This window comes from Methanobacterium spitsbergense (assembly GCF_019931065.1).
In the GTDB taxonomy this organism is placed as follows: Archaea; Methanobacteriota; Methanobacteria; order Methanobacteriales; family Methanobacteriaceae; genus Methanobacterium_B; species Methanobacterium_B spitsbergense.
This window is the reverse complement of sequence record NZ_JAIOUQ010000007.1, coordinates 220,968-246,047: the sequence shown is the minus strand read 5'-3', so window position 1 is coordinate 246,047 and position 25,080 is coordinate 220,968. Positions and strand designations below refer to the sequence as shown.

21 protein-coding genes and 1 tRNA gene are annotated in these 25,080 nt (G+C 34.2%); 12 read left to right on the top strand and 10 right to left on the bottom strand.

Annotation, left to right across the window (positions count from 1 at the left end; all coding sequences use genetic code 11):
* The first annotated feature begins 115 nt into the window (after positions 1–115).
* Complete coding sequence (locus tag K8N75_RS06840; RefSeq protein WP_081882567.1) at positions 116–283, top strand: 4Fe-4S binding protein; 168 nt, start codon at positions 116–118, stop codon at positions 281–283.
* A 15-nt stretch (positions 284–298) separates the two neighbouring features.
* On the top strand, positions 299–1,486 hold the full coding sequence (locus tag K8N75_RS06835; RefSeq protein ID WP_223791334.1) for an NAD(P)/FAD-dependent oxidoreductase: 1,188 nt from the start codon (positions 299–301) through the stop codon (positions 1,484–1,486).
* 27 nt (positions 1,487–1,513) lie between these two features.
* Here the strand turns inward: K8N75_RS06835 and K8N75_RS06830 are convergent, their stop codons facing one another.
* A complete protein-coding gene (locus K8N75_RS06830) occupies positions 1,514–2,329 on the bottom strand; it encodes a UbiA family prenyltransferase (RefSeq protein ID WP_223791333.1) in 816 nt (271 codons plus the stop codon).
* A gap of 126 nt (positions 2,330–2,455) precedes the next feature.
* A complete protein-coding gene (locus tag K8N75_RS06825) occupies positions 2,456–3,205 on the bottom strand; it encodes a P-loop NTPase family protein (RefSeq protein WP_223791332.1) in 750 nt (249 codons plus the stop codon).
* A gap of 179 nt (positions 3,206–3,384) precedes the next feature.
* On the opposite strand from K8N75_RS06825, the gene K8N75_RS06820 reads away from it, so the two are divergent.
* The 8 genes from K8N75_RS06820 (at position 3,385) to K8N75_RS06785 (ending at position 15,505) form a co-directional block, all read left to right on the top strand.
* Positions 3,385–5,142, top strand: a complete 1,758-nt coding sequence (locus tag K8N75_RS06820; protein ID WP_223791331.1) for a thiamine pyrophosphate-dependent enzyme — start codon at positions 3,385–3,387, stop codon at positions 5,140–5,142.
* A 42-nt stretch (positions 5,143–5,184) separates the two neighbouring features.
* Positions 5,185–6,684: a glutamate synthase-related protein gene (locus K8N75_RS06815; protein ID WP_223791330.1), complete on the top strand. Its 1,500-nt coding sequence runs from the start codon at positions 5,185–5,187 to the stop codon at positions 6,682–6,684.
* A gap of 82 nt (positions 6,685–6,766) precedes the next feature.
* Positions 6,767–7,807 carry a histidine kinase dimerization/phosphoacceptor domain -containing protein gene (locus K8N75_RS06810; RefSeq protein WP_223791329.1) on the top strand — a complete coding sequence of 347 codons (1,041 nt, stop codon included), beginning with the start codon at positions 6,767–6,769 and terminating at the stop codon, positions 7,805–7,807.
* Positions 7,808–8,107: 300 nt separating this feature from the next.
* Entirely contained in the window at positions 8,108–13,153 is a 5,046-nt protein-coding gene (locus K8N75_RS06805) for a DUF3320 domain-containing protein (protein ID WP_223791328.1), read from the top strand.
* 160 nt (positions 13,154–13,313) lie between these two features.
* Positions 13,314–14,225, top strand: coding sequence for a DUF5591 domain-containing protein (locus K8N75_RS06800; protein WP_223791327.1), 912 nt, complete (start codon positions 13,314–13,316; stop codon positions 14,223–14,225).
* A 204-nt stretch (positions 14,226–14,429) separates the two neighbouring features.
* Entirely contained in the window at positions 14,430–14,720 is a 291-nt protein-coding gene (locus K8N75_RS06795; protein WP_048190056.1) for a metal-sulfur cluster assembly factor, read from the top strand.
* Positions 14,721–14,722: 2 nt separating this feature from the next.
* Entirely contained in the window at positions 14,723–15,286 is a 564-nt protein-coding gene (locus K8N75_RS06790; protein ID WP_223791326.1) for an adenylate kinase, read from the top strand.
* Between the two features lie 146 nt (positions 15,287–15,432).
* Positions 15,433–15,505 (top strand) — tRNA-Ile (locus tag K8N75_RS06785).
* A gap of 338 nt (positions 15,506–15,843) precedes the next feature.
* Here K8N75_RS06785 and trpD read toward each other — a convergent pair.
* From trpD to trpE, 7 genes are read right to left on the bottom strand one after another with little or no spacing between them, the layout of a single operon-like run.
* Complete coding sequence (gene trpD / locus K8N75_RS06780; RefSeq protein WP_223791325.1) at positions 15,844–16,890, bottom strand: anthranilate phosphoribosyltransferase; 1,047 nt, start codon at positions 16,888–16,890, stop codon at positions 15,844–15,846.
* Positions 16,891–16,929: 39 nt separating this feature from the next.
* Positions 16,930–17,772: a tryptophan synthase subunit alpha gene (gene trpA, locus K8N75_RS06775; protein WP_223791324.1), complete on the bottom strand. Its 843-nt coding sequence runs from the start codon at positions 17,770–17,772 to the stop codon at positions 16,930–16,932.
* Entirely contained in the window at positions 17,769–18,950 is a 1,182-nt protein-coding gene (gene trpB / locus K8N75_RS06770) for a tryptophan synthase subunit beta (protein ID WP_223791323.1), read from the bottom strand. Before trpB ends, trpA begins: the two co-directional genes overlap by 4 nt.
* Positions 18,951–19,001: 51 nt before the next feature.
* Positions 19,002–19,718, bottom strand: coding sequence for a phosphoribosylanthranilate isomerase (locus K8N75_RS06765; protein WP_223791322.1), 717 nt, complete (start codon positions 19,716–19,718; stop codon positions 19,002–19,004).
* On the bottom strand, positions 19,708–20,577 hold the full coding sequence (locus K8N75_RS06760) for an indole-3-glycerol phosphate synthase TrpC (RefSeq protein ID WP_223791321.1): 870 nt from the start codon (positions 20,575–20,577) through the stop codon (positions 19,708–19,710). Before K8N75_RS06760 ends, K8N75_RS06765 begins: the two co-directional genes overlap by 11 nt.
* On the bottom strand, positions 20,574–21,149 hold the full coding sequence (locus tag K8N75_RS06755) for an anthranilate synthase component II (RefSeq protein WP_223791320.1): 576 nt from the start codon (positions 21,147–21,149) through the stop codon (positions 20,574–20,576). The genes K8N75_RS06760 and K8N75_RS06755 overlap by 4 nt, the downstream gene beginning before the upstream one ends.
* Positions 21,146–22,558 carry an anthranilate synthase component I gene (gene trpE / locus K8N75_RS06750; protein ID WP_223791319.1) on the bottom strand — a complete coding sequence of 471 codons (1,413 nt, stop codon included), beginning with the start codon at positions 22,556–22,558 and terminating at the stop codon, positions 21,146–21,148. Before trpE ends, K8N75_RS06755 begins: the two co-directional genes overlap by 4 nt.
* 130 nt (positions 22,559–22,688) lie before the next feature.
* Here trpE and K8N75_RS06745 point away from each other — a divergent pair, with 130 nt between their 5' ends.
* Complete coding sequence (locus K8N75_RS06745; RefSeq protein ID WP_223791318.1) at positions 22,689–23,192, top strand: TrpY family transcription regulator; 504 nt, start codon at positions 22,689–22,691, stop codon at positions 23,190–23,192.
* A 183-nt stretch (positions 23,193–23,375) separates the two neighbouring features.
* Here the strand turns inward: K8N75_RS06745 and K8N75_RS06740 are convergent, their stop codons facing one another.
* Positions 23,376–23,627 (bottom strand): HypC/HybG/HupF family hydrogenase formation chaperone, encoded by a 252-nt coding sequence (locus K8N75_RS06740; RefSeq protein ID WP_048190046.1) that lies wholly within the window; start codon positions 23,625–23,627, stop codon positions 23,376–23,378.
* Positions 23,628–23,789: 162 nt separating this feature from the next.
* On the opposite strand from K8N75_RS06740, the gene K8N75_RS06735 reads away from it, so the two are divergent.
* A complete protein-coding gene (locus K8N75_RS06735; protein ID WP_223791317.1) occupies positions 23,790–25,076 on the top strand; it encodes an FAD-dependent oxidoreductase in 1,287 nt (428 codons plus the stop codon).
* Positions 25,077–25,080: the final 4 nt, after the last annotated feature.

The window sequence follows — 25,080 nt, the reverse complement described above, 5'->3', positions numbered from 1 at the left end:
ATTCTACCATTCATTTAATCAAATGGTATTATATTTATCTGCTATGAATCTATAAATAGTAAGAAAGTTTAAAGAACTTAATCTGAATTAAAAATAATTTGTAGGTTGGTAAAATATGATAGTTAATGAATGGTGCATGTACTGCGGGGAATGTGCAGGTGTTTGCCCTCGCTGTTTAATCGAAGTCCGCGAGACAAGTTTAATTTTCAACGAAGAAGGATGTAAAGACTGCAGGATATGTGTTCAAGTATGTCCTGTCAATGCTTTAGCCAAAGAGGAATAAAAGGGAGATGTGGTTATGAAGTTAATAGAGACAGATGTGCTTGTAATAGGAGCAGGTCCTGCTGGATCATCCACTGCAAAACATGCTGCTTTAAACGGGGCAGATGTTATTCTGATGGATAAAAAATCTGAAATAGGAGCACCTAAAAGATGTGCTGAAGGTGTTTCGAAAGATGGCCTTAAAAAACTTGGAATTGAACCAAGTAGTAGATGGGTTACAAAAGAACTTAGTGGAGTAAGATTAGTTTCTCCAAATGGTACTGACGTCTGGATGAGGGAAGACCAAGTGAAACTTCCTGAGGCAGGTTACATACTTGAGAGGAAAGTTTTTGACAAGTTCATGGCAATGGACGCTGCAAGAGCAGGTGCAACCATAATGATTAAAACTCTTGCAAGGGGTATGAGAAAGGACTTTGATAGCTATGTTGTGAGCTGCGAGAGTATGGGAGAGGACTTTGAGATCAAAGCTAAGATAGTTGTAGGTGCAGACGGGCCAGAATCCCGGGTTGGAAGATGGGGTGGTCTAAAAACTGCTGTTAAACCTAAAAATATGGAATCTGGAATTCAATTTGAAATGGTTGGTCTTGAAATGGAAGATCCTGACTGTATCGAATTCTACTTTGGAAGTGTTGCACCCGGTGGATACGCTTGGATCTTTCCAAAGGGCGATGATATAGCAAATGTTGGTCTTGGAATAGTATCAACAGAAACAGATAAAAGCGCCTATGAACATCTACTAGAATTTGTTGCCAACTGTCCTGCAACCAAAAATGCACAACCGGTTGAACTTAACATTGGCGGAGATCCAGTGGGCGGAATGCTAAAAACACTGGTTTCAGATAATTTAATTATAGTAGGAGATGCTGCAGGACATGTAAACCCACTAACAGGTGGAGGAATCATTACCGCACTTGAAGCAGGTATGTACGCAGGAGAAGTAGCTGCAGCTGCTGTTAAAGAAGGAGATTATTCTGAAAAAAGATTAAAGGAATATCAGGATAAATGCAAGAAAGAAATTGGAGACTCCTTTGAGAAATACTTGAAAACAAAGGATTACATGCTAAGCCTTTCAGATTCTGATCTTGATTCAATAGCAGAAGCATTTAAAGATACAGAATTTGAAAATATAAGCACCACTGAACTAGTAAAATTACTTATAAAAGTATCTCCAAAGGCTCTTCTAAAATTAGGAAAACTTTTCTAGATACTTACTTATTTTATATTTATTTTTTTATAATGGAATGTTGTGGAAGAAAAGTATGTAAATTATACTGATCAAGAAAAACAGCATTGCTATTTGATGATAGAGAATATCTGCTATATCAAACATCTTATCCTTTTGTGTGAATAGAGAAAGATAAAGTGGTATGGTTGCCAAAAATGCGGGTAAAACTGCTACTGCAAACTGTATTAAATTCATATCTCCTACTAAAAATGCATAAACCAATATGACTCCTGAAATAAGTGTAAGGGCACTTGCTGCAGTTTGTTTAGATTTGTACATAATGTAAGTGCCCATGCTTGCTGTATACATAAAAATGTAAACACTCAATGGAACAATGAAAATATTTCCTAACAGCACTGCACAAGAAGCCATTCTGAGTATAGAATTGGTTGCAGTACTCGAAAAAGGAGCAAATATTGTATCTTTAAGTCTTATTGGTGGAACAGTATAAAGTAATTGATTCAGTAGCATTAATCCTAATATAATTGTAAATGAAAATCTGAGAGTTGTCACAGCAATAACAAATACAGAGGATATAATAATTGTACAGAAAAGTATTATCCATTTTTTTTCAACATGTTCCTGAATAAATGGTCTTTTCTGCTTTTCTTTATCCTTTCTGTCATATTCCAAGTCAGTAAGATCATTTAGACTGTATAAAGCTCCCCAAAGTGCAGATACCAGGATAAGACCTTCGAGTATTTCAAATGGATTGTTTATAAATATATCTGCAAAATAAGCATAGGTAAGAACCAAAAGATACATATTAAGGTTTTTAGCAGCCCATGATATTCTTGTGGACTTTATTAAAGTTTTTATCATTATTCTCCCTTGATAATTCTTTACAACTCATTAACGAACTTTTTTTAGAAATATTGCTCTGCATTAATTAATCAGTATCATTATTGGTACATTACCTTAAAATAAACCTATCTAATCATTAAAGTGCTATTCATTATTTTCCAATGCCTCACAAATGAATCTGGGTTTAGATCCATATTTATGAATGTATTGCACAATGAGCTTTTCATCAACATCAAAATGTTCTTTTACTATTTTAAGTGTTTCTTGGGAGGAGTAGGATATTTCTACCACTTCAAATAATATTTTCATAAAAGCAACAATAATACGTGACAGAATTCCTAAGTCTGTGAAAATATCGTATTTTTTCCCCAGGATATAAACCCTCCACGCTGTTTGCAATACTATGTTAATTTCTTTAAAAGATTTTCTTTCGTTAATATATTCCCATATACAATAAAGATAGAATTTTGTTGAGTTGAATCCTGCATGTTCAGTCCATATACTAAAACCTACATTATTGTCATTCAGTAAATGGGAATCATGAAACCTGTCTGCGAAAAGTACAACATCAAACTTTGATAAATTTTTATATACTTCTTCCTTAGATTTTGCATTGGTGTTCATCTTTAAAAAGTTGTAGATCTCTTTGAAAACTTCTTCTGAATTAGAATCAACATCTTTGATGGTGAATTCTACATCATAAACATTTAACCCCAATTCATCCATTGCAGCATATATGTTTGCAGATTTACCAGTACCAGGAGCCCCAATCACATGAATTATTCTTCCCCTACTATTTTTAAGGCTTTTGAATTTGTTGTACAAATTTTTATAGGATTCTGTAACAACAAATACACCATTGTCCGAGATAGAGTTAATCTTGTACTTTCCCATAGCTATTGATTGGACTTTTAAATATAATAATTAAACCAAATTCTGTTACAGTATAATCCTAAATTTTTATTTTAAACTAGAAAAGTAATGAGCTTACAAATTTGATACAATGATTTATTAACTTTAAATACCATAATTAACGAATATCGAAGTTTAAACAATTATAAGTAGGTGTTTAAATGGCTAAATATAGGTGTACTGTCTGTAATTATTTATATGATGAAGATGAAGAGGGTAAAAAATTTAAAGAACTGCCTGATGATTGGAGGTGTCCAGTTTGTAACTCTCCTAAGAGTGTTTTTGTTTTGCTTACAGAAGAAATTGAAGAATATGAAAAGGGTGGTACAACAGTTTCTGATATTCTTGTAAAACAGATGGTTGAATTGGGCCTCAAACATGTATTTGGTATTCCAGGAACCTCAATTTTAGGAGTGGTTGATGCAATCAAAAAGAATGATAAACTTGAATTTATTCAAGTGAGGCATGAACAGACAGCTGCATTTATGGCATCAGCATATGGTAAGCTTACAGGAAATTTTGCAGTTTGTTTAAGTGTTGCTGGACCAGGGTCAACCAACCTTGCCACAGGACTATACGATGCAAAGCTCGATAATTCTCCTGTAGTTGCATTAACAGGTATGGTTCAAAGGCAGCTGATTGGGCCAGGTTCTTTCCAGGAAATTGATCAGTACTCTTTTTTCGAGCCATTCACCGTTTTTAATAAGATTCTCATGTCAAAGGAACAGACAACAACTCTTTCTACACTGGCAATTAAACATGCAATTGTTGAACATGGTGTTTCACATATTGGAATTCCCAATGATGTGCAAAAACAATATTATTCTTCAAAAATTGTACCATTCCGGGGAAATTTTCCAAGTAGAGCAACCAAACCAGCAGAATTTATGATCAACAGGGCAGGAAGAGTAATTGATCATTCCAGTAGACCTGTGATTATTGCAGGTTTAGGTGCCCTTGATCAGGGCGAAATTTTATTAAAATTTGCAAATAAAATAAATGCTCCTATTACAACAACTTTCAAGGGAAAGGGAGTTGTTGATGAAGATGAACCTCTTTATGTTGGAAGTCACGGAGGTATAGGTTCAACAGCTTCAACTATACTTGTTGATAAAGCAGATCTAATTATTGTAGTGGGATCTTCATTTTCTGATATGACTCAAATACCCGAAAAGAAAACAATTCAAATAGACTTCAATCCAATGATGATAGCACGAAGGTTTCCAGTAGAAGTGGGATTGGTTGGAAACAGTTCTGAAATTCTCCCGGCATTGAATGATGTTGTCCAGAAAAGGGAAAGGGGAGAATATCTCATGGAAATTAAAAGTTTAAAGGATGAGTGGGTACAACTTTTAAATGAAGAATTTGATGATATAAAATCTCCTTTAAGGGCACCTTACATTATTAATGTTCTAAACAACATGATAGCCAAAGATGCCATTATAACTTTAGATGTTGGAGAACACTGCTGGTGGTTTGGAAGGAATTTTTGGATGAAAAATTCACAGAAGATTTTAATGTCTGGTAGCCTTGCTACAATGGGTTTTGGACTTCCAGCAGCCCTTGCATCACAGATTGTATTTCCTGATAGACAAGTTATCTGTATAACTGGTGATGGTGGCTTTTCAATGGTAATGGCAGATTTTTTAACCGCAGTTAAATACAGTCTTCCCATTAAGGTATTTATTTTTAATAACCAACAGTTAGGTATGATAATGCAGGAACAGAAAATGGAAGGATATCCAAATTGGCAGACAGAACTCCAAAACATGGACTATGCAACATTTGCCCGGGAATGTGGAGGGGTAGGAATAAGTGTCAAAAATCCAGATGAACTTCCAGATGCAGTATCTAAGGCTCTTTCATCTGATAAACCAGTAATTGTAGATATTGATACAGATCCTATGCGATTTGTCTAATAAGTTATTTGTAAAGGATAATAATTGAATTGGAGAAATAAAATGGTTCAGGATTCTGAAGAAAAATTAATCAACATTAAAAACACCCCTGAAAATCGTGATAAATGCCATTGTAAGGTGTGTCCAAGTTATCCCTATAAATGTAGTGGAGAGTCTCTTTACTGTAGTAAAGGACCCAGTAAATGTGATATTGATCCCGAAGTCTGTATATGCAATACCTGTCCAATTTTCTTTGAATATAAACTGAAGGGTATTTACTTCTGTAACAAGGATATGGTTGGTGAAAGCAGAAGTTTCATGCGTAAAAAGAAAATAAATGAAAATGATTCAATATACCAGACAATTGTGGATATTAAAGATTCCAGTGCCATGGATAAGAGTGTTATAGGATCTATGGGTTCCCTTAAGGAATTGCCATTCTCACTTGAAGATCTTTTCTTTGTGCCTGCACAAGTAAAGCATATTCCACTAAATCTGGAGGATCATGTTAATACTGAAATTTCTATTGGTGTTGAAGCAACTAAACCATTGAAGATAAAAAGCCCTATTATGATTTCTGGTCTTAGCTTTGGTGCAGTATCTAGAATAACCAGGTTAGTAATATCAGGAACCGCTTCAAAATTGAAAATTGGGTTTAATTCAGGAGAAGGAGGAGTTTTGACCGAAGAAATTGAAGATAGTATGGGAAATATTATTGTACAATATTCGACAGGACGCTTTGGTGTAGATGAAAAAATACTGAAAAATGCAGGTGCAATTGAAATAAGATTTGGACAAGGTGCATATCCTGGTAAAGGCAGTTACCTGCCAGCTGAAAAGATAACAGCAGAAATTGCAGAGAAGAGAGGTCTTGAAAAAGGTGAAGCATCCTACTCCCCCGCCCACCATCCAGACATTCTTAATCCTGATGATCTTAAAAATAAAGTATCTTGGCTTAAAAAAATCAGTTCAGGAGTACCAGTAGGGGCTAAAATTGGTTGCGGGAATGTAGAAGAAGATGTTAAAATATTAGTGGAATCCAGAGTTGATTTTATAGCTTTAGACGGTTTTGGTGGAGGAACAGGGGCCACAGATAAATATGTAAGGGATAATGTAGGAATCCCCATATTCATTGCCATCCCCAGAGCATTTAAACTGCTTAAAGACCTTGGAGTGAAGAAGAGTGTTTCACTAATTGCAGGAGGAAGGTTGCTTAGTTCAGCAGACTTTGCTAAATGTCTTGCATTAGGTGCTGATGCTGTTTATATTGGAACAGCTGCTTTAATAGCAATTAACTGTGAACAGTATCGTATCTGTAATACAGGAAGATGTCCAACTGGAATTACAACCCAAAATCCACAGCTTATTAAACAAGTTGATCATGAAGAAAGTGTTAAAAAACTAAGCAATTTCATTGGAATATCAACCAAAGAAATTGCCAACTTAACAAGGATTGTTGGTAAAAATGATGTGTCCAAGCTGGATAAAGAAGACATTGTCAGTATCAACAGAGATCTTGCAAGGGCAAGTGGGGTAAAATGGGTTAATGGTGAGTACTTGTAAAAATATTTATAACCCCTTTTTCTCAATCTTTAATTGAAAATGATACACTAACAAATATTTTTCAAATCAAAAAGGAGATTACATGTACAGAGAAAGGAATTTAATAATAGAAAAAAGCATTTTAGGTTCAGAAAAAGGATGCGAACTCATATTTGATGCAATTCCTGATTTAATTGCTATACTTGATACTGATCATAGGATTGTCAAAGTTAACAAGGCAATGGCAGATAAGGTTAATAAATCCCCCAATACACTGATGGGGACCATATGTTACCATGCAGTACATAACTCTGAAAAACCACCCGCTAACTGTCCACATGCACAGCTCCTAAAAGATGGGTTGGAACATTCCTCGGAAATTTATGAGGAAAATCTTGGAGGCTACTTCATTGTTACTGCATCTCCAATTAGTGACAATGATGGTAAATTAATTGGAAGTATTCATATTGCACATGATATCACCAAACGAAAAGAAATAGAAGAAAAACTTGAAAAAACACTTCAGGAAAAGGATATCCTGATGAAAGAAATATACCACAGGGTAAAAAATAATCTTATGGTAATATCAAGCCTTCTAAGCCTTCAATCTAGATATATTAAAGATAAAGACACCAAGGAAATTTTCAGGGAAAGTCAAAACAGAGCCAAATCAATGGCATTGATACATGAAAAGCTCTATAAATCAGAGGATCTTAAACATATAAATTTCACTGAGTACCTTCAAAAACTTTCAAATGACCTGTATAACACATACACCACCGATAAAAATCTTGTGAAACTTGTTTTAGATGTGGATAATATCATATTAGATGTTGAAATTTCAATTCCTCTTGGATTAATCCTAAATGAATTACTAACCAACTCCTTGAAGCATGCATTTCCAGATGGTAGAAATGGCGAAATAAAGGTAGAACTGCACTTGGAAGAGGATAGTCGATATTATCTTTCTGTAGCGGATAATGGAATTGGTCTTCCTAAAGATCTGAATCTCCAAAAAACAGGAACACTGGGAATGCAAATAATAAACAGTTTAACAGAGCAGATAAATGGGAAACTAGTCCTCGACTCAAATATGGGTACTAAATTTACCATATTTTTCAATGATCAAGAAGAAATTGATTAATTGGAATAATACAAATTCATGTTCTAATTTTTTATATCAAAAATAGATTTTTTTATGAATTCTTAGTTGATTAATATTGTTTTTGATCATAAACAAAATTCAGTCTTTTTCCAATATTATTCCATATATTCAAATAAAATATATTAGACTTCTTCATTTTGAAATATTGATATATTTAACTTTAGAACAATTACAAATTGGAAAGAATATGAGATAATTAATAGAAAAACTTATTCAATATGAGAGCAAGATACTTTTTTAAGAATATTATATCATCAAATGTGTTTTTGAGGTATCAAAATGGAAGAATCTGCAAATGTGAACATAGAGGTTAAGATAGGGGCACTTAGAAAAAATTTGTTAGATTTGACCATGAGAAACAAGCTTCTTAACTTCAAACCTCAAGCCAGATCAATAAGGGTAGTTGATGAAATTCCAACAGAGATATACCAGTTAATGGTTTTAGAAGACAAAAAATTACGATTCATGCCCAGACAGGCCAATGAATCCAATAAAAAAACAATTGTCAAAAATCTTGAGGAAAAAAATAACTTTGATCAAAATGCAATAGATGAAAATAATGTTGATATCGATAGCACCGATGAAACTCCAGTAAAATTAGACTCTGAAAGAATTGACAAAGAAGAATTAAAACTTAAAAAATTGGATATCAGTGATAAAGAAGCTTCATTATTATGGAAATTACCACTACCCAATCAAAAGGTAGGAAAAAAACATAGAAATCTACTTTTACAAACCAATCATGAAGCTGAAGAACTTCAAAAACGTCTTTTTTACATTAATCAACAGTCAAAATCTATGCTTGAAGAACAGGGATATAATATACTGTATCTGGCATTAGGATTCCTTGAATGGAATGAAAATAATGAACCTGATGTTATGAGGAGAGCACCTTTGATCCTCATACCTGTAACACTTGAGCGTAAAAAAGTAAGGGGCTCTTTCAAATTAGTTTGGACTGGTGAAGATATCATACCAAACATTTCTCTCCAAGAAAAACTACTTGAACATGGAATAGAATTACCTGATTTTGAAATGCCCGAACAAAAAGAAGGGATATATCATTACTTTGAATCAGTTGTTGAAGCTATAGAACCAATGAAAAACTGGAAGATTATTTATGATATATACTTGAACTTCTTCAGTTTCACTAAGTTTGTTATGTACAAGGATCTTGACCCTGAAAGCTGGTATGGGTTGTCAATTACAGAAAATAGTATTATTAGAGCTTTATTTGATCATCCTGAAGATTTGAATGGATCAGAGTTCCATGAAGAGGATGTGGATAAAAGACTTAGATCAGATAAAATTTATCATGTAGTTGATGCGGATTCTTCTCAGATAGCTGTTATAGAAGAGTCAAAATCTGGAAAAAACATGGTTGTAGAGGGTCCTCCAGGCACAGGAAAATCCCAGACAATTGTGAATCTTATTTCTGAGTTAATAGCCAATGACAAGACAGTTCTATTTGTTAGTGAAAAAATGGCTGCTTTAGAAGTAGTTAAAAATCGTTTAGACAATATTGGATTGGGAGAGTTTTGTCTTGAACTTCATAGCCATAAATCCAACAAGAAAAATGTTTTAAAAGGCCTTGAAAGAAGCATTTATAGTCATCAGGAGCCTCTTCGTTCTCTTGACGAGGAATTTGACGAACTTGAGAGACTGAAAATGGAACTGAATCAGTACAATCATGTACTGCATACACCTCTTGGAAAATCTGGTTTTTCACCTTTCAAGCTATTTGGTATGAAGGAAGAAGCAATTCAACACTTCAAAAAAGTTAAACGGAATATTCCAAGGGCACATATCATAAACCCTGAACAGCACAGCTCCAAAGAATGGAAAAGTGCTATTTCAACACTTAAAAATGTATCAGAAGTTATTAAACCCCTTAAACCCATTTCAAAAAATCCATGGTACAATACAGAACCAGGAACCATTCTTCCAACAGATAAGGAAGATATTATCGAACTTCTAAAAAATTGTGTTTCAACATTGAACGATGTTGAAGCTGATCTCTACGAACTGGTGGAATTGACAGGTATCAGAAAACCATTAAATAAAAGCGAAATGGATAATTCAATTAAAATAGCTGTTTTAATTGCTTCACCTGTCACAACAGACCCAGAAGTACTTAACAATCCACTCTGGGAAATTGGAAGAAGCGACATTATTAAGATTATAGATTTACTAGACGTTTTTAACTCCAACAATGAAAAACTTAAAAAAAGGTTTAAAAATGGAGTTTTAAATACAGATATCCAACATTTGATTGATGAATACATGGAAACCTCTACAAAATTCCTAAAAACATTTAGAGGCAGATATAAAAAATCCAAAGACAAAATTGCACAACTTTACAATGATACTGTTCCTGAAGAAGACCAGATTATAATTAGCGATCTGGAATCGTTGAAAGAATGTCAGCAAATTCTTAAAAAGATAGATGAACTTGATGCTGAAGCTAGAGAAGTATTTGGAAAAGAGTGGAAGGGACATAAAACAGATCTTGAAAAAATAAAAGAACTTGCTGAATGGGTATTGACTCTTAAAAAACTATTAAAAACGGGTAAAATAACAGAAAGAACCTTTGATATAATTACAAATGAACCAGATTCCGCTAAGATCAATGGTTCTATTCAAAAACTTTCCAAGGACTATAATAAATTTCTAAATGTTTACAATGAAATTAAAAAGTATATTAAAATAGATGAAGAACTGGTGTTTGGACGCAAATCAAGATTGGTCCAATTCCATGCATTAGAATCTAAAATGGAAGATTACCAAAAAGGAATGCCACTTCTACAAAAATGGTCTCAATTAACAGCAATTTTAGCTGAAAAACCTAGTGAGATTGTTAATCCTATAATAGAACTGATAAAAGCAGATAAAATTGAAATTGAAGATATAATTCCCTGTTTAAAGGCCAACTTTGCAGACGATCTTCTGAGAAATGCTTTCCTAAACAATCCTGTTCTAGCCAATTTCATTGGGGAAATTCACGAGCGCAAGATCAGCAGGTTCATTGATCTTGACAGGAATGTTATTTCCCTTAACCGAAGAAGAATAGCCAATATAATATCTGGACATAGACCCCAAATAAATAGTGTTGCTTCTCGTAATTCTGAATTAGGAATTCTTTTAAGTGAATTCAACAGGAAAAGGGGGCACATGCCCATTAGGAAACTTTTATCCAATGCAGGTGGACTAATACAGAGGATTAAACCCTGCTTTATGATGAGTCCTCTTTCTGTTGCACAGTTCATTGATCCAAAGAATTCGCAGGATCTGCGCTTCGATGTAGTGATTTTTGATGAAGCAAGTCAAGTAAAACCCGAAGATGCTCTTGGAGCATTTTTAAGAGCCAATCAAGCCGTTGTAATGGGTGATACTCGTCAGCTGCCACCAACATCATTTTTTGATATAATGTTAGAGACAGATGAAAATGAAGATTATGAAATTGCATCGCTTTCAGATATGGAAAGTATACTCCATCTCTGTAAGGGAAGATTTCCTACAAAAATGTTGAGGTGGCACTACAGAAGCAGACATGAATCACTCATAGCTTTATCAAATCAAGAATTCTATGATAATAATTTATTGATTTATCCTTCACCATGTCATGAAACAACTACCCTTGGTTTGAAGTTTGAGTATATGGAAGATACAGTATATGATCGAGGAAGAAGTTCATCTAATAGACAAGAAGCAAGAAGGGTTGTTGAAGCTGCAGGTGATCACTACAAAAAGTATGGTGAAAGTAAGAGCCTAGGTATAGGAACTTTCAATATTAAACAACAGCAAGCAATTCTTGAAGAAGTTGAACTTTACCTTAGAAAACATCCTAAACTCGAAAAGTATTTTTCAAGTGATATGGACGAACATTTCTTTGTTAAAAATCTTGAAACAATTCAAGGTGATGAAAGAGATGTAATATTTATTAGTGTAGGGTATGGGAAAGATGAAAATGGACATTTGAGTTTAAACTTCGGGCCTTTAAATAGAGAGGGCGGTGAAAGACGTTTAAATGTTTTAATTACACGTGCACGGGAAAAATGCATTGTATTCTCAAATTTCAGACACTCAGAAATGAATTTGAATGAAAATGCTGCCTTTGGACTCAGGGCACTGAAATCATTCCTTAAATATTCGGAAACTAAAAGACTGGAAAGCACTTATCAATCAGGAGAAGATACTGAAACTGCATTCGAAGATTCACTCTTCCAGTTTTTAAAAGCACACAAATATGATGTTCATAAACAGGTTGGTTGTGCAGGTTTCAGAATAGATCTTGCAGTTTTAGATCCTTCTGATAATGGGAGATATTTACTTGGAATTGAATGTGATGGAGAAAGTTATCATAGTTCACCTGTTTCAAGGGATAGGGACAGACTCCGCCAGCAGATACTTGAGGGATTAGGATGGCATATATACAGAGTATGGTCCACAGATTGGTACAGAAATCGTGCTGAATCAGAAAAAAGACTTTTAAAAGCTGTTGAGAATGCTAAGAATCTGAAACCCATTGTGAGTAATGTTGATGAAAAATCTGAGGTCTCGCTTGAAGATAGGTTATCAGAAGAATATGAACCAGCATATGAAAAGAATATTCCTGATCAAAAGAAACCAACAACAATAATCAATGAGCTATCCAATGAATTACCAGTTTTTGATGAAACCTACAACAAAGTAAATGAAATATCAGAAGACACATTGAATGAAAATCGAGAAGTAGCTGAAAACCTAATTGATAATAATGATTCCATGGAAGACCCCGATCCTGTTAAGGATTATACTACTTGTGTAGAACTTGGAATCCCTATAAGTGGCCAGATACATGAAAAATCAAATTCTGAACTTGCAAATGTGGTGTGTCAAATAGTTGATGTTGAAGGACCAGTTCATATAAGCGAAGTTGTAAGACGTATAAGGATAGCATGGGGGCTTAAAAGAGCAGGGAAAAGAATTCAAGATGCCATAATGGAAGGCATAATGCAAGCACAGGAAAATGGAGTTGTGACAGTTAAAGATGAATTTTTATACCCTAATAATCGTCCCATAATTGTACGTCGCCGCTCTGGAGATCCACCTGCAAAAATAAATCTGATATGTGATGATGAAATTGCTGAAGCAGCAAAAATTGTTATCAAAACTCAATATGCATCACCAATGGACGAAATAGTAAGACAAACCTCCAGACTATTTGGAATCAAAGTAACTCGAGGAGCAACAGCAAAGCGCATTGAAATAGTGGTTCAAAAACTTATTGATGAAGGTGAACTGGAAATGCAATCTAATAATATGGTAAATCTTTCAAAATCATAACATATAAGCTCATTTCTTAATATTTTAACTAATTTTTTTTATTCCAGAATTATAATATATCGTAAAAATAATAGAATTGATTTATAATGAAAATTAAAAGTAACAACATAATTAAGTTATATTTATTCTAAAAATATTTCTTTAAAATTGAGGAAATCTTATGAAAATCCCATGTATTACAGATGAATCACTTTATAGACCAGAAGCAGTTAGATGGAGAGAAAGAATGAACTTGCTCCAACCAGTTGGAGATGTAGTTGTTGTATTACCATGCAGTATGCGAAAACCCTATTCTTCGTCTAAATCCCACACCATTTTTATGAGAGCAACAAAAAATATTCAGGAAGCTATTTTAACCTCTCCGTTTGGTGTTTGTCCCCGTGAAATGGAACGTACATATCCTATACAATCATATGATACATCAACAACAGGAGACTGGTCAAAGGAAGAAATAGACGTAACAGGAGAATGTTTAAAAAATTATGTAGCAGGAAAAAATGTTATAGCCCATGTTTCTGGTGGTTACAAAGATGTGTGCGAAGCATATTTGGATGATGCAGTATACACCTGCAATGATGGGAGAACAACATCATGGGATTCTATGGATAATCTTAAAATGGAAGTTAAAAAATATCCCCGGGTTAAAACCAAAGAAAAACGATTAAAAGGATTCAGATCCATTGCAAGATACCAGTTTAGAACCTCCAAAGCAGATTTATTAATTCCCGAAGGAACCAAAGCTGTTGGAAGATTCACCAGGAGAATGTTATATGAAAAAGAACAATTAGCCACATTATCCTTTGAAACCGGTTTATATTCGCTTAATTTAAAAGGCGGTGAGAAATTAAAGGAAATTGGTGTAAACTGGGTGGAAATTGATTTTGATATGAAAACGAATACACTCTTCAATCCCGGTGTAATTAATGCAGACCCCAATATAATACCCAAAGATGAAGTTGTAATCTTAAGAGACAACGATGTGGTGGGAGTTGGTAAAGCTGTATTAAGTGGTGAAGAAATGATAAAATCAACCAAAGGTGTTGGTGTCCGTGTTAGGCACAGAGTTAAATAGTTAGATCTATAACCATTAATTTTATAAATTTTATAACATATGGATTGTACAAAGTATAAATAGCATAAATGTGAAAAAATAGAAATACTTTATTTTATGTTGAATAAATGTGTAACAAAAATATATATTTATAATGTACGTTTATTCTGTAATATATCATTGAAATTGAATGTTAAAAGTATAAATAAATTTTCGAGGGATAAAATGTCAGAAGAACTAGTAGAAAAATTAAGAACAGCACTTTCATCAGTGGCAGATCCCCACATGGGAGTCAGCATTGTTGAAATGGGACTTGTAACCGGAATTGAAGTTGATGAAGAAGCAAAAACAGCTAAGATTACAATTACACCTACTAACCCAGGATGCATGAGCGCAGCAAATATGGCCATGCAGGCAAGAACCGCTGCAGAAGGTCTTGATGAAATAGATAAGGCAGAAATTATTGTCGAAGGACACATGATGGCTGATGCAATCTGCGACATGGTAAACAAATAAAAATGATCCATTGGAACATCGCAGCCATTGTTGGTGTTCCCGGTGTTGGTAAAACATCACTCTGCATAAGCGCAGCAGGGGTTCTTGGATATAGATATGTGAACTATGGAGAGTTAATGCTGGATGTGGCCAAGTCTCGAAATCTTGCTACAAACCGGGATGAAATGTTCAATCTGAGTATTGAAGTCCAAGAATACCTCTGGAAAACTGCAGCAATCAAAATTAAGGACATGCAAGTATCTTCCAATAAGATACTTGTTGATCTCCATGGTGTGGACCGATCTAATATTGGTTATATCATATCTCTTCCAATTGGAATAATTTCTCCAGATATAATAATTGTAGTTGAATCATCTTACGAGAATATCATTCAAAGACGAAAATCTGATAAATTTAGAGAGCGTAAATTGGATAATTTGGAAAGCATCACTGAATATATGAATATACTAAGAATGTCTATGGTAGCATATTCAGTAATCTACGGATCTCACTTAACTTTACTTGAAAATGATGATTTCGAAAAATGTTTGAATGAACTGATTAAAGTTCTCAGTGAATCTTATTAATAATGATAGGATTAATGCTTCATAAATTCCTTGAAAATTAAATTTAGAGAAAAGGATATATATGATGAAGTTTAAATCTTGAATCTACCCGCATATTCCTTTGGACTATTTTGATTATAGTACAAAAACCCCTTTTTATAATAGAGGGGCCCGTGGCTCAGGCGGTAGAGCGCACGGCTGATAACCGTGAGGTCCTGGGTTCGAATCCCAGCGGGCCCATTAAAATTTTAAATACTAATTTTTGATCACAAATCAAAGAATATCTTTGTAAAATTGTAAACCTAAAAACTATCTAAATTATTTCAAAAAATTTATATTTGAGTAAAAAAAATAGTTGAATTGGAGCAATTGTTAGAATTAGGTAAATAGGTAAGTATTAATTACCCCATTTTTTTACCCCATTTTTCCTTATTTTTTTATTTGTAAATCAAAATACAAGTATTTTAACTTTCAATATAACATAAATTTTTATTTAGACTTATTAAGGCAAATTCAATCTTAAATTGAATATATAGCTTTATTTCTAATTACTATGATATTTTGATTGATACATAAATTCAAGAGTTACTTACATCAATCAATTTTAATAGTTTTTCTAATGCCATTCCAGATTCAATAGAATTCATTGCTATTTTAACCCCTTCTTCTAGGTTTTTGGCTTTTCCAGCTAAAAATAAAATGGCTGCAGTATTAACAAGACAAATTTCAAGCCGTGCATTATCTTCATTTGAACTATTTTTGCCATTCAAAACTGATTTAACTACTTCTAGATTTTCTTCAATTGTTTCCGGAGCTTTAATAAATTTAGGGTTGCATCTTTTTAAACCAAAGTCTTCGGGATAAATTTCTTCAACTTTTATATGGCCTTTTTCTAAAAAGGCAACTCTAGTCTTTCCAATTGTTGAAATTTCATCCATCGCAGGCTCATCATTTTCATCATAACCATGCACAACCATAGCACGCTTCACACCAAGATTTTTAAGTACTTGTGCAATTATATCAACATATTCCGGGTCAAATACGCCTAACAACTGTATATCTGCATTTGCAGGCGATGTTAAAGGACCTAAAATGTTAAAGACAGTTCTAATACCAAGCTTCTTTCTAATTGGCATCATTTTTTTCATTGCAGGATGGAAGTTAGGAGCAAACATGAACCCCATTCCTGCATTTTCAAGGCACAGTTCAACTTCTGCAGCATTACAATTAATGTTAACTCCCAGAGCTTCGAGAATATCTGCTCCCCCGCATTTACTTGTTATGCTTCTGTTTCCATGTTTTGCAATTGCAACACCTGCCGAAGCCGCAATTATAGCAGAGGTAGTGCTAACATTGAAGGTTTTAAATATGTCTCCACCAGTTCCACATGTATCTACCAGTGGACAATCTAATCTAGGCGATATTTCTATGCAAACACTTCTCATGGCTTTGACAAAACCTGTAATTTCTTCTGCAGATTCTCCCTTTATTGATAGTGCTGTTAAAAAAGCAGCGGATTGTATTTCTTCAGCTTCTCCACTCACCATTTCTAACATACAATTATACGCTTCATACTCGCCCAAATTGGTGTTTGACACAACTTTAGTAATACATTTCTCAATCATCTATTCCACTATCCTTCAATAAGATTTTATGCAGAATTTTTATTTAATAGTTGATTCCTTTAATTCGCGACAGAATTTACCTATCTTATCTTTGGCAAGATCCATATTATCCTGATTTTCGGTTATAATATCAATTATAGCACTTGCAACAATTGCCCCATCTGAACCCGATTTTATCACATCTTTAACATGTTCAGGCTTTGAAATTCCAAATCCTACCGCCAATGGAAGATCTGTATGGTTCCTAACACGTTTAATAAGGTCCACAGTACTTTTTTTAATATCTGATCTTGCACCAGTAACTCCCATAACTGCTACAACGTACAAAAATCCAGAACACAATTTAACTATTTTAGCTAATCTTTCATTGCTAGTTGTTTGGGCAACCATGAATATCTGATCTATATTATTTTTATGTGCCGCTACAATAACTTCTTCAGCCTCTTCGGGAGGTAAATCTGCTGCTAAAATACCATTAACACCACTTATACTGGCATTTTTATAGAATTCTTCTATTCCCATTTTGTAGATGAGATTGTAGTATACCAATAAACCTATTGGAATGTCTGTAAATTTCCTTATTCTTCTAATAAATTCAAAACATTTTTCAGTTGTCATTCCAGAATTCAAAGACCTTATATCCGCAGCTTGAACACTTGGTCCATCAGCAACAGGATCGCTGAATGGAAATCCTATTTCAAGTGCATCTGCTCCGTTATCAACGTACTTTTTAACAATTTCAATGGATGAATCAAAGTCAGGATCACCTGCAACTGCAAATGGTATGAATGCACCCTCTCCCTTATTTTTCAGTTCATGAAACATGTCTGAATAACTCTGTACCTTATTGTTACAGTCACACTCATTTTTATTAAATTTCATATTTCCACTCCCATTTCCTTAGCAACTAAGAACATATCCTTGTCACCCCTGCCTGAAAGATTAATAATAATAGTTTTTCCCTTGGTTTCTTCGATTTTAGCATATTTTTCAGCGTATGCTACTGCATGGGAACTTTCTAGTGCAGGTATTATTCCTTCGTATCTTGAAAGCAGTTCAAATCCTCTTAAAGCTTCTTCATTTGTTACTGCAACATAGTCAGCACGTCCAGTTACTTTGAGATGTGCATGCTCTGGACCAACTCCAGGATAATCAAGTCCTGCAGAAACAGAATGTGCTTCTGATATTTGGCCATCATTATTCTGTAGCACGAAGGATAATGAACCATGGAGTACTCCTTCTGTACCTTTGCATAGTGTTGCTCCTGTTCTTTTTGTTTCTACACCGTCGCCGCCACCTTCAACACCTATGAGAGAAACATTTTCATCATCCACGAACCCTGAAAATATGCCCATTGCATTACTTCCGCCACCTACACATGCAATAACTGCATCAGGAAGTTTTTCTTCTTTTTCAAGGATTTGTCTTCTTGCTTCTTTACCAATCACACTCTGGAAATGTTTAACCATTGTTGGGTAAGGATGCGGTCCCATTGTTGAGCCAATGAGGTAATGCGTTGTTTCAATATTTGTGATCCAATCTCTGAAAGCTTCATTTATAGCATCTTTAAGAGTTTTTGAACCTGATTCAACCGGTATAACATTGCCTCCAGATAATTCCATTCTGAAAACATTGAGTTTCTGTCTTTCAATATCTTCACTTCCCATGTAAATTTCACTTGGAATAGAGAGCATTGCTCCAACAACTGCAGTTGCAATTCCATGTTGCCCAGCACCAGTTTCTGCTATCAAACGCTTTTTACCCATATATTTAGCTAAAAGCCCCTGTCCTAGAGTATTGTTTATTTTATGGGCCCCTGTATGGAGCATGTCCTCTCTCTTCAAATATATTTTACATCCAAACTTTTTTGATAGGTTTTTTGCTAAATATAGAGAAGTGGGTCTTCCTGCAAATTCTTTAAGATAAAATTCAAGTTCCTCTTTGAATTTTTCATCATCCTTGTACCTTAAAAAAGCCTCTTCCAGTTCTTCAAGTGCTGGAATTATGAGTTCTGGCACAAATGTTCCACCGTATTTCCCAAATTTACCATTTGTTATCATAGAAATCACATCCTTATACTGTATTCTTAAATTATAAATTAGATTTGTTAATCAAATTTTAGCTCTTATTTCCATTAATTCATCCACAAGTTCTGGATTTTTAATTCCGGGTTTATCTTCAACCCCTGAATTTACATCAAAATAATCCAAAACATTTTCTTGTAATTCTATATCATTTTTAATTCTTTCTGAGTTCATTCCGCCAGCTAAGAATATTTTTATATCATGATTGACATTTTTAGAAATTTTAACAGCTTTTAATACCATTTTTGTAGGAATTTGGAGTCCTGTACCTCCGCTTTTCCCTTTAACTTGGTAATCAAAAAGTAATGCATCGCATATTTTCGCAAAGTTTTCTATCTCTTTTACTTTAGAACTGGAAAATTTGAGCTCATCATCCTTCATTTCCAGTGATTCATTAGATATTCCAATAGCCCGTATAACAGTGATATTTCTTTCAAGGAGTGTTCTTTGAAAACCTTCTATCCATTTTAAATATTTTATTTGGTTTTTTGAAAGAGAATGTAGTTGAACAATTCTTATCCCTGTTTTTTTCATTTTCATTATAACTTCTTCAGGATTATCGGGTTCCAATACAAGAACTGCCTTATTTTTATCCTTCATACTGGAAACCAAAGTTTTGATCTCTTGTAGCGTTACAAATCTCTTGGATCGTTTAATGTTAATAAATCCAATAAGATTGGCTCCAGATTCTTCACACTTAGAAACATCTTCAAACCGCGTGATACCACAGATTTTAATCTTCATTTCTAACAATCCTTGATCCTTTCACAGAACTTATTATATTGGTTGCTGCGTTTAACATGCCATCATATCCCTTGACACCCATTATAGATGTCCCTATAAGAAGCGCATCAACCCCAAAACTTGATAGATAATTAGCATCTTTGGGACCTTTAATTCCGCTTTCTGATACTAAAATAACATCTGAAGGCACATATTTGGCAAGTTTTGCAGTTGTTTTCAGGTTGACATTGAAATCATCGAAGTTTCTATTGTTTATACCAATAATATCTGCACCAACCTTCAAAGAATGAAATATTTCCTCTTTGTTTTTACATTCAACAAGAGGGTTCATATCAAGTTCTCTGCAAATTGAAATTCCCTTCTCAAGATCTGGATAAATATTATTCATCAACAGTACTGAACTTGCACCTTCAATTTTTGCTTGATATATTTGATACTCATTAATTAGGAAGTCCTTTCTTATAATTGGAAGTTTTGTTAAGTTATAAGCTGATCTAAGATTATCTAAACTTCCCTTGAAGTGCCGATTTTCTGTTAGAATTGATACTGCAGATGCACCCGATTTTTCAAATATTTCCAGTGCATTCTCAAGATTAGAATTTGATATATCTCCCATTGATGGTGAAGCTGGTTTAAATTCACATATAACAGCAACATCGTTACCTTGATCCAGCGATTGTTTAAGATCTTTAACATCTGTTTGAGTATTTGAATCAGGATTTGTGTTCTTAGATAATCTGTAAGATTCAATTTCATCTTTAAGTATATTTAATGGTTTTAATTCCATTTCTCTTTGAAGATCTTGCCTTCTATATTTTATTATGTCCTCAAATTGTACCCTGTTATTTTGAGTGTTCATACAAGGATCTCCACAAAGTTTTCTAGTAATTTCATACCTTGTGATGTCCCAATGGATTCCGGGTGGAATTGAAGACCAAAAATAGGTTTATCTCGGTGTTTAATTCCCATTATCATGCCATCGTTGGTTCTTGCAATAATTTCCATGCATTCTGGTTTTGTTTCATCTTTGCAGAATAATGAGTGGTACCTTGCAGCAGGAAGTGGATTTTCAACTCCTTTGAAAATCCCATCTTCAGTATGGAATATATTACTCTGTTTACCATGAACAGGTTCATTTCGTGTGATTTCACCACCAAATGCCACAAATATCCCCTGATGTCCCAGGCATACTCCCAAGATTGGTATTTCAGATCCCAGTTCTTTAATTACATTCATTGATATTCCAAAGTCCCTGCTGTTTTCAGGAGTACCAGGACCAGGTGAAATTATTATTCCCTGAGGTTTAAGGATTTTTATCTGTTCTACTGTTATTTCATCGTTTCTTTTAACTACTATATCACTATAAATTTCTCCAACCATCTGGAATAAGTTATAAGTAAATGAATCGTAGTTGTCAATGATCAATATCATTTAATTTGCCTCCTTTTGCTAGAGGTGTTTTCTGATTCTAAATTTTCATGACTTGCATCATTAAGTGCACTTATTAAAGCTCCTGCTTTGTTTTCACATTCAATGTATTCCTCTTCAGGTATGGAATCATGTACTATTCCTGCACCTGCCTGTATTTTGGCATTGTTTCCTTCACATACCATTGTCCTTATGGTTATTGCAAAATCTGCATTTCCGTTTAAAGAGAAATATCCTACTGCTCCTGCGTATGGACCCCTGGGTAAGTTTTCCAGTTCATCAATAATTTCCATAGCCCTTATTTTAGGGGCACCACTGAGTGTTCCAGCCGGAAACATTGCTTCAAAAGCATCTACCGCAGTTTTATCTCTTCTAAGCTTTCCCTGAACACGCGATACAATATGTTGTACATGGGAGAATTTTTTCACGCCCATATACTCTGGTACCATTACAGTTCCAAATTCACTTACCTTCCCTACATCATTTCTAGCAAGATCAACCAGCATCAGATGTTCTGCTCTTTCTTTATCATCTTGAAGGAGTTCTTTTTTGAGTTTCTCATCTTCAATTAATGTTTTTCCCCTCTTTCTGGTCCCAGCTATTGGAAACGTCTCAACCATTCTATTCTCCACTCTCACCAGCATTTCAGGACTTGAACCAATTATTTCGTTTTCTCCAAGTTTTAGATGGTACATGTATGGTGAGGGATTTATTCTTCTGAGGCTGTCATAGAAAGATAATTTATTCCCTTTTAATTCATATTCCCGTGCATTTGATATTACACCCTGGAATATTTCACCTGCTTTTATTCTTTCTTTTACTTCTAAAACCATCGATTCAAATTCCTGCCTTGAGAAGTGATGATTTTTTTCCCTGTATTGTAAACCCTCTATTTCGTATTCTTGCTTTGAAATATTTTCAATTTCTTCTAATCTGTTTTCACCCAGAGTTACGTATTCACATTTATTTCGTATTCTGTCGAATATTATCCCATCCAAAAACAGCCCAAACTCAAAATCTGGTTTTTCACCTTGCTGTAGCGGGATTGGTTGGAAGTGTCTTGCAGCCTCGTAGGAAACATATCCTACCAAACCTCCTCTAAATCCTTTTTTACCTGTTGCATTGGAGGTAAGTTTTCTTATTTCATCAAAGGGGTTTCCAATCTCTATTTCGTCTATTTGTCCATCCTTTTCTATTTCAAGGATGTTTCCCCGTGCCCTTAATATGGCTGATGGTTTAAATCCTAAAACTGAAAATCTTGCAAGTCCACTATCACTTTCCATTGATTCCAATAGAAATGTACTGGAATAATTTGAGTATAAATTCTTGAATAATTCAAAAGGAGAATCAAAATTAAGATCCATACTTTTAGGTTCGTTTATTTTTATATTATATTCGCCAAAAACATTCACTGCCTATCATAGTTGTCACCTTATATTACTATAAATAACTATACAACAAAGTACTATTTAAAGCTTTAGAGTACAAATATGTACATATATTTATATAGGTTAAAGTATTATACAAATTAATTGTGAGACAATGTGGGACAGAATAAAACATAACTTTGATAAATTCCCTGCACGTATGGCTGTAGCAAGGAAAATAGTTGAACTAGGATTGAGAGTAGGAGATAAAGGTAAAATATATTGTGGAGACGTGGAGATAAGCGATGTTGCCCTTGCTAGATCAGTCAACGTTGATAGAAGAGCCATAAAGTCAACTGTTGATGTCATACTTGCAGATCCCCAGTTATCTGGAATATTTCAGAATATATTTCCCGCAGGAACTTTGTTGAAAAACATTGCAAAGAATCTTGGATTTGGTGTTGTGGAAATTGAAGCAGAAGCTGGAAATTCCGGAATACTTGCTAGATCAACCGAACTCATATCAAGAGAAGGAATCAGTATAAGACAAGCACACGCTGGAGACCCCGAACTTGAAGAAAACCCCAGATTAACAATAATAACAGAAAAACCTATTCAAGGAGAACTTATAAATGAATTTTTGAATATTCCTGGTGTTAAAAGAGTATCAATCTACTGAAAATCTCTTTATTCAACTTATAATTAATTTTAAATATACAAGAATTATACCTGGAATTATTAATTTTTCGTTAAATGGAATATGAAATTTAGTTAATCTAAAAAATTTATAGAATAAAAAAAAAATAATATTTAGTATACTACTTTTAAAATAAAAAAAATAGGATTAAGGAATCAAAATTGATTAAGTTCCTTTTGCTAACTCTTTATCTTCTTCATCTAGAACTTTTAAGAGTTCATCCCATGCTTCGAGTGATTCTTTAGCTTCTTGATCTGATAAAACTTCTATAGCATATCCTGAATGTACCAAGACATATCTGCCTATATCCAAGTCTCCAACTAAGTCTAATTTGGCTTGTTGCCTTACTCCGCCAAAGTCAACTGTTGCCACGTTATCTGTGATATCAACTATTTGTGCTGGTGCTGCAATACACATATCAATCTCCTCTGTTAATTTGATCTACAATAATCCCATTTCTAAATCTTAATTTAAACAAATTAAATTTAGAATACTGAATAAAATTTAAATATTCTATTTAAATTTAATAGTTTTATTATGTGCTTTAACCATATAAACAATATGTTCTGGAGGGAGAATATGAATGTGGTAATAGTTGGCGGAGGATCAGCAGGTAGAACAGCTGCCATTGAAGCAGCTACAATAGGTGAAAACGTTACCCTAATAGAAATGGATAAAATTGGGGGAAAATGCCTTAACACCGGATGTATGGTGGTATGCGGCCTTAATGATGTTGCTAGATTTATAAAAAATGCCCAGAAATTTAATCAAATGGAGATCACAAATTCAAACTTCAAAATAGACTTTGAAAAGGTAGCAGAAGGAATAATAAATACTACAGGGAAAATAAGGAGAGTTCTTACTTCTGAAACAAAAAAAGCAGGAGTTAATATTGTTTATGGTAATGCCGATATAAAGGAAGGACTAGTATCTGTTGATAGTAAAGAATACCCCTACGATAAATTGATCATCGCAACGGGTTCATATGCATTTATTCCACCAATAAAGGGAGCAAAATATGCCAAAATATATAAAGATGTGTTAGATTACAAAGATGTTCCCAGAAAATTGATCATTATTGGAAGCGGGACTATAGCAACAGAATTTGCAGGTATTTTCTCTGCAATGGGCTCTGAAGTCCATATATTATCCCGTGGGAGTTTCTTGAAACAAGTTGACCAAGATATTAAAGATTATATTGTTAAAAAACTCCTTAAAGGAGTAGAAATACATGAAAATCTTACTGCAACTGAAATTTATCCCGATGGTGTTTTAACAAAATCAGGACGCTTGGATGGAGATGTTCTTCTGGCAGTGGGTATGATCCCAAACTCTGAACTTGTAAAAGAACTAGTTGAAACAGGAAAAAGGGGAGAAATAATTGTAAATAAAAGGATGGAAACAAGTCACCCCAATATTTATGCTGCAGGGGATGTTGTCGGAGGTATAGGAACTACTCCTGTGGCTAGAATGGAGGGTGTTGTTGCTGCTCGTAATGCATGTGGAATTGCTGCTCAAGTGGATTACAGATTTATTCCTTCTTCCATATCATTATACTATGATGTGAGTTATATAAATTCAAACGAAAATGGAGTTGAGGGCCATATACCCGGATCAGCTGGTCCTGGCGCCTTTTGGAATGTTCTTGATAGAGAAACAGGAATAACAAAGGCTGTTGTCGATGCTGAAAAGGGAGATATTAAAGGTGTTTCTTCTATATCTCCATCCTCCCGTACTGTGTTGGCTTACACTTCCAAATTTATGAGGGATGGTAAAAAAACGTATGATTTCGATGATTTTGTTGAAGCTCATCCATCAACAGATGCTGTATACAAATTAATGAGATTCTTCTCCAAGTTTGGATAAAATA

Bases quoted from the DNA above. Each gene is read 5' to 3' on its own strand.
- K8N75_RS06790 (WP_223791326.1), top strand. From the start codon at position 14,723: ATGATCCATTGGAACATCGCAGCCATTGTTGGTGTTCCCGGTGTTGGT.
- K8N75_RS06745 (WP_223791318.1), top strand. From the start codon at position 22,689: ATGTGGGACAGAATAAAACATAACTTTGATAAATTCCCTGCACGTATG.
- K8N75_RS06810 (WP_223791329.1), top strand. From the start codon at position 6,767: ATGTACAGAGAAAGGAATTTAATAATAGAAAAAAGCATTTTAGGTTCA.
- K8N75_RS06805 (WP_223791328.1), top strand. From the start codon at position 8,108: ATGGAAGAATCTGCAAATGTGAACATAGAGGTTAAGATAGGGGCACTT.
- K8N75_RS06815 (WP_223791330.1), top strand. From the start codon at position 5,185: ATGGTTCAGGATTCTGAAGAAAAATTAATCAACATTAAAAACACCCCT.
- K8N75_RS06795 (WP_048190056.1), top strand. From the start codon at position 14,430: ATGTCAGAAGAACTAGTAGAAAAATTAAGAACAGCACTTTCATCAGTG.
- K8N75_RS06760 (WP_223791321.1), bottom strand. From the start codon at position 20,577: ATGAACACTCAAAATAACAGGGTACAATTTGAGGACATAATAAAATAT.
- K8N75_RS06735 (WP_223791317.1), top strand. From the start codon at position 23,790: ATGAATGTGGTAATAGTTGGCGGAGGATCAGCAGGTAGAACAGCTGCC.
- K8N75_RS06820 (WP_223791331.1), top strand. From the start codon at position 3,385: ATGGCTAAATATAGGTGTACTGTCTGTAATTATTTATATGATGAAGAT.
- K8N75_RS06830 (WP_223791333.1), bottom strand. From the start codon at position 2,329: ATGATAAAAACTTTAATAAAGTCCACAAGAATATCATGGGCTGCTAAA.
- K8N75_RS06840 (WP_081882567.1), top strand. From the start codon at position 116: ATGATAGTTAATGAATGGTGCATGTACTGCGGGGAATGTGCAGGTGTT.
- K8N75_RS06765 (WP_223791322.1), bottom strand. From the start codon at position 19,718: ATGAAGATTAAAATCTGTGGTATCACGCGGTTTGAAGATGTTTCTAAG.
- trpA (WP_223791324.1), bottom strand. From the start codon at position 17,772: ATGAAATTTAATAAAAATGAGTGTGACTGTAACAATAAGGTACAGAGT.
- K8N75_RS06835 (WP_223791334.1), top strand. From the start codon at position 299: ATGAAGTTAATAGAGACAGATGTGCTTGTAATAGGAGCAGGTCCTGCT.
- K8N75_RS06825 (WP_223791332.1), bottom strand. From the start codon at position 3,205: ATGGGAAAGTACAAGATTAACTCTATCTCGGACAATGGTGTATTTGTT.
- K8N75_RS06800 (WP_223791327.1), top strand. From the start codon at position 13,314: ATGAAAATCCCATGTATTACAGATGAATCACTTTATAGACCAGAAGCA.
- trpD (WP_223791325.1), bottom strand. From the start codon at position 16,890: ATGATTGAGAAATGTATTACTAAAGTTGTGTCAAACACCAATTTGGGC.
- K8N75_RS06740 (WP_048190046.1), bottom strand. From the start codon at position 23,627: ATGTGTATTGCAGCACCAGCACAAATAGTTGATATCACAGATAACGTG.
- trpB (WP_223791323.1), bottom strand. From the start codon at position 18,950: ATGATAACAAATGGTAAATTTGGGAAATACGGTGGAACATTTGTGCCA.
- K8N75_RS06755 (WP_223791320.1), bottom strand. From the start codon at position 21,149: ATGATATTGATCATTGACAACTACGATTCATTTACTTATAACTTATTC.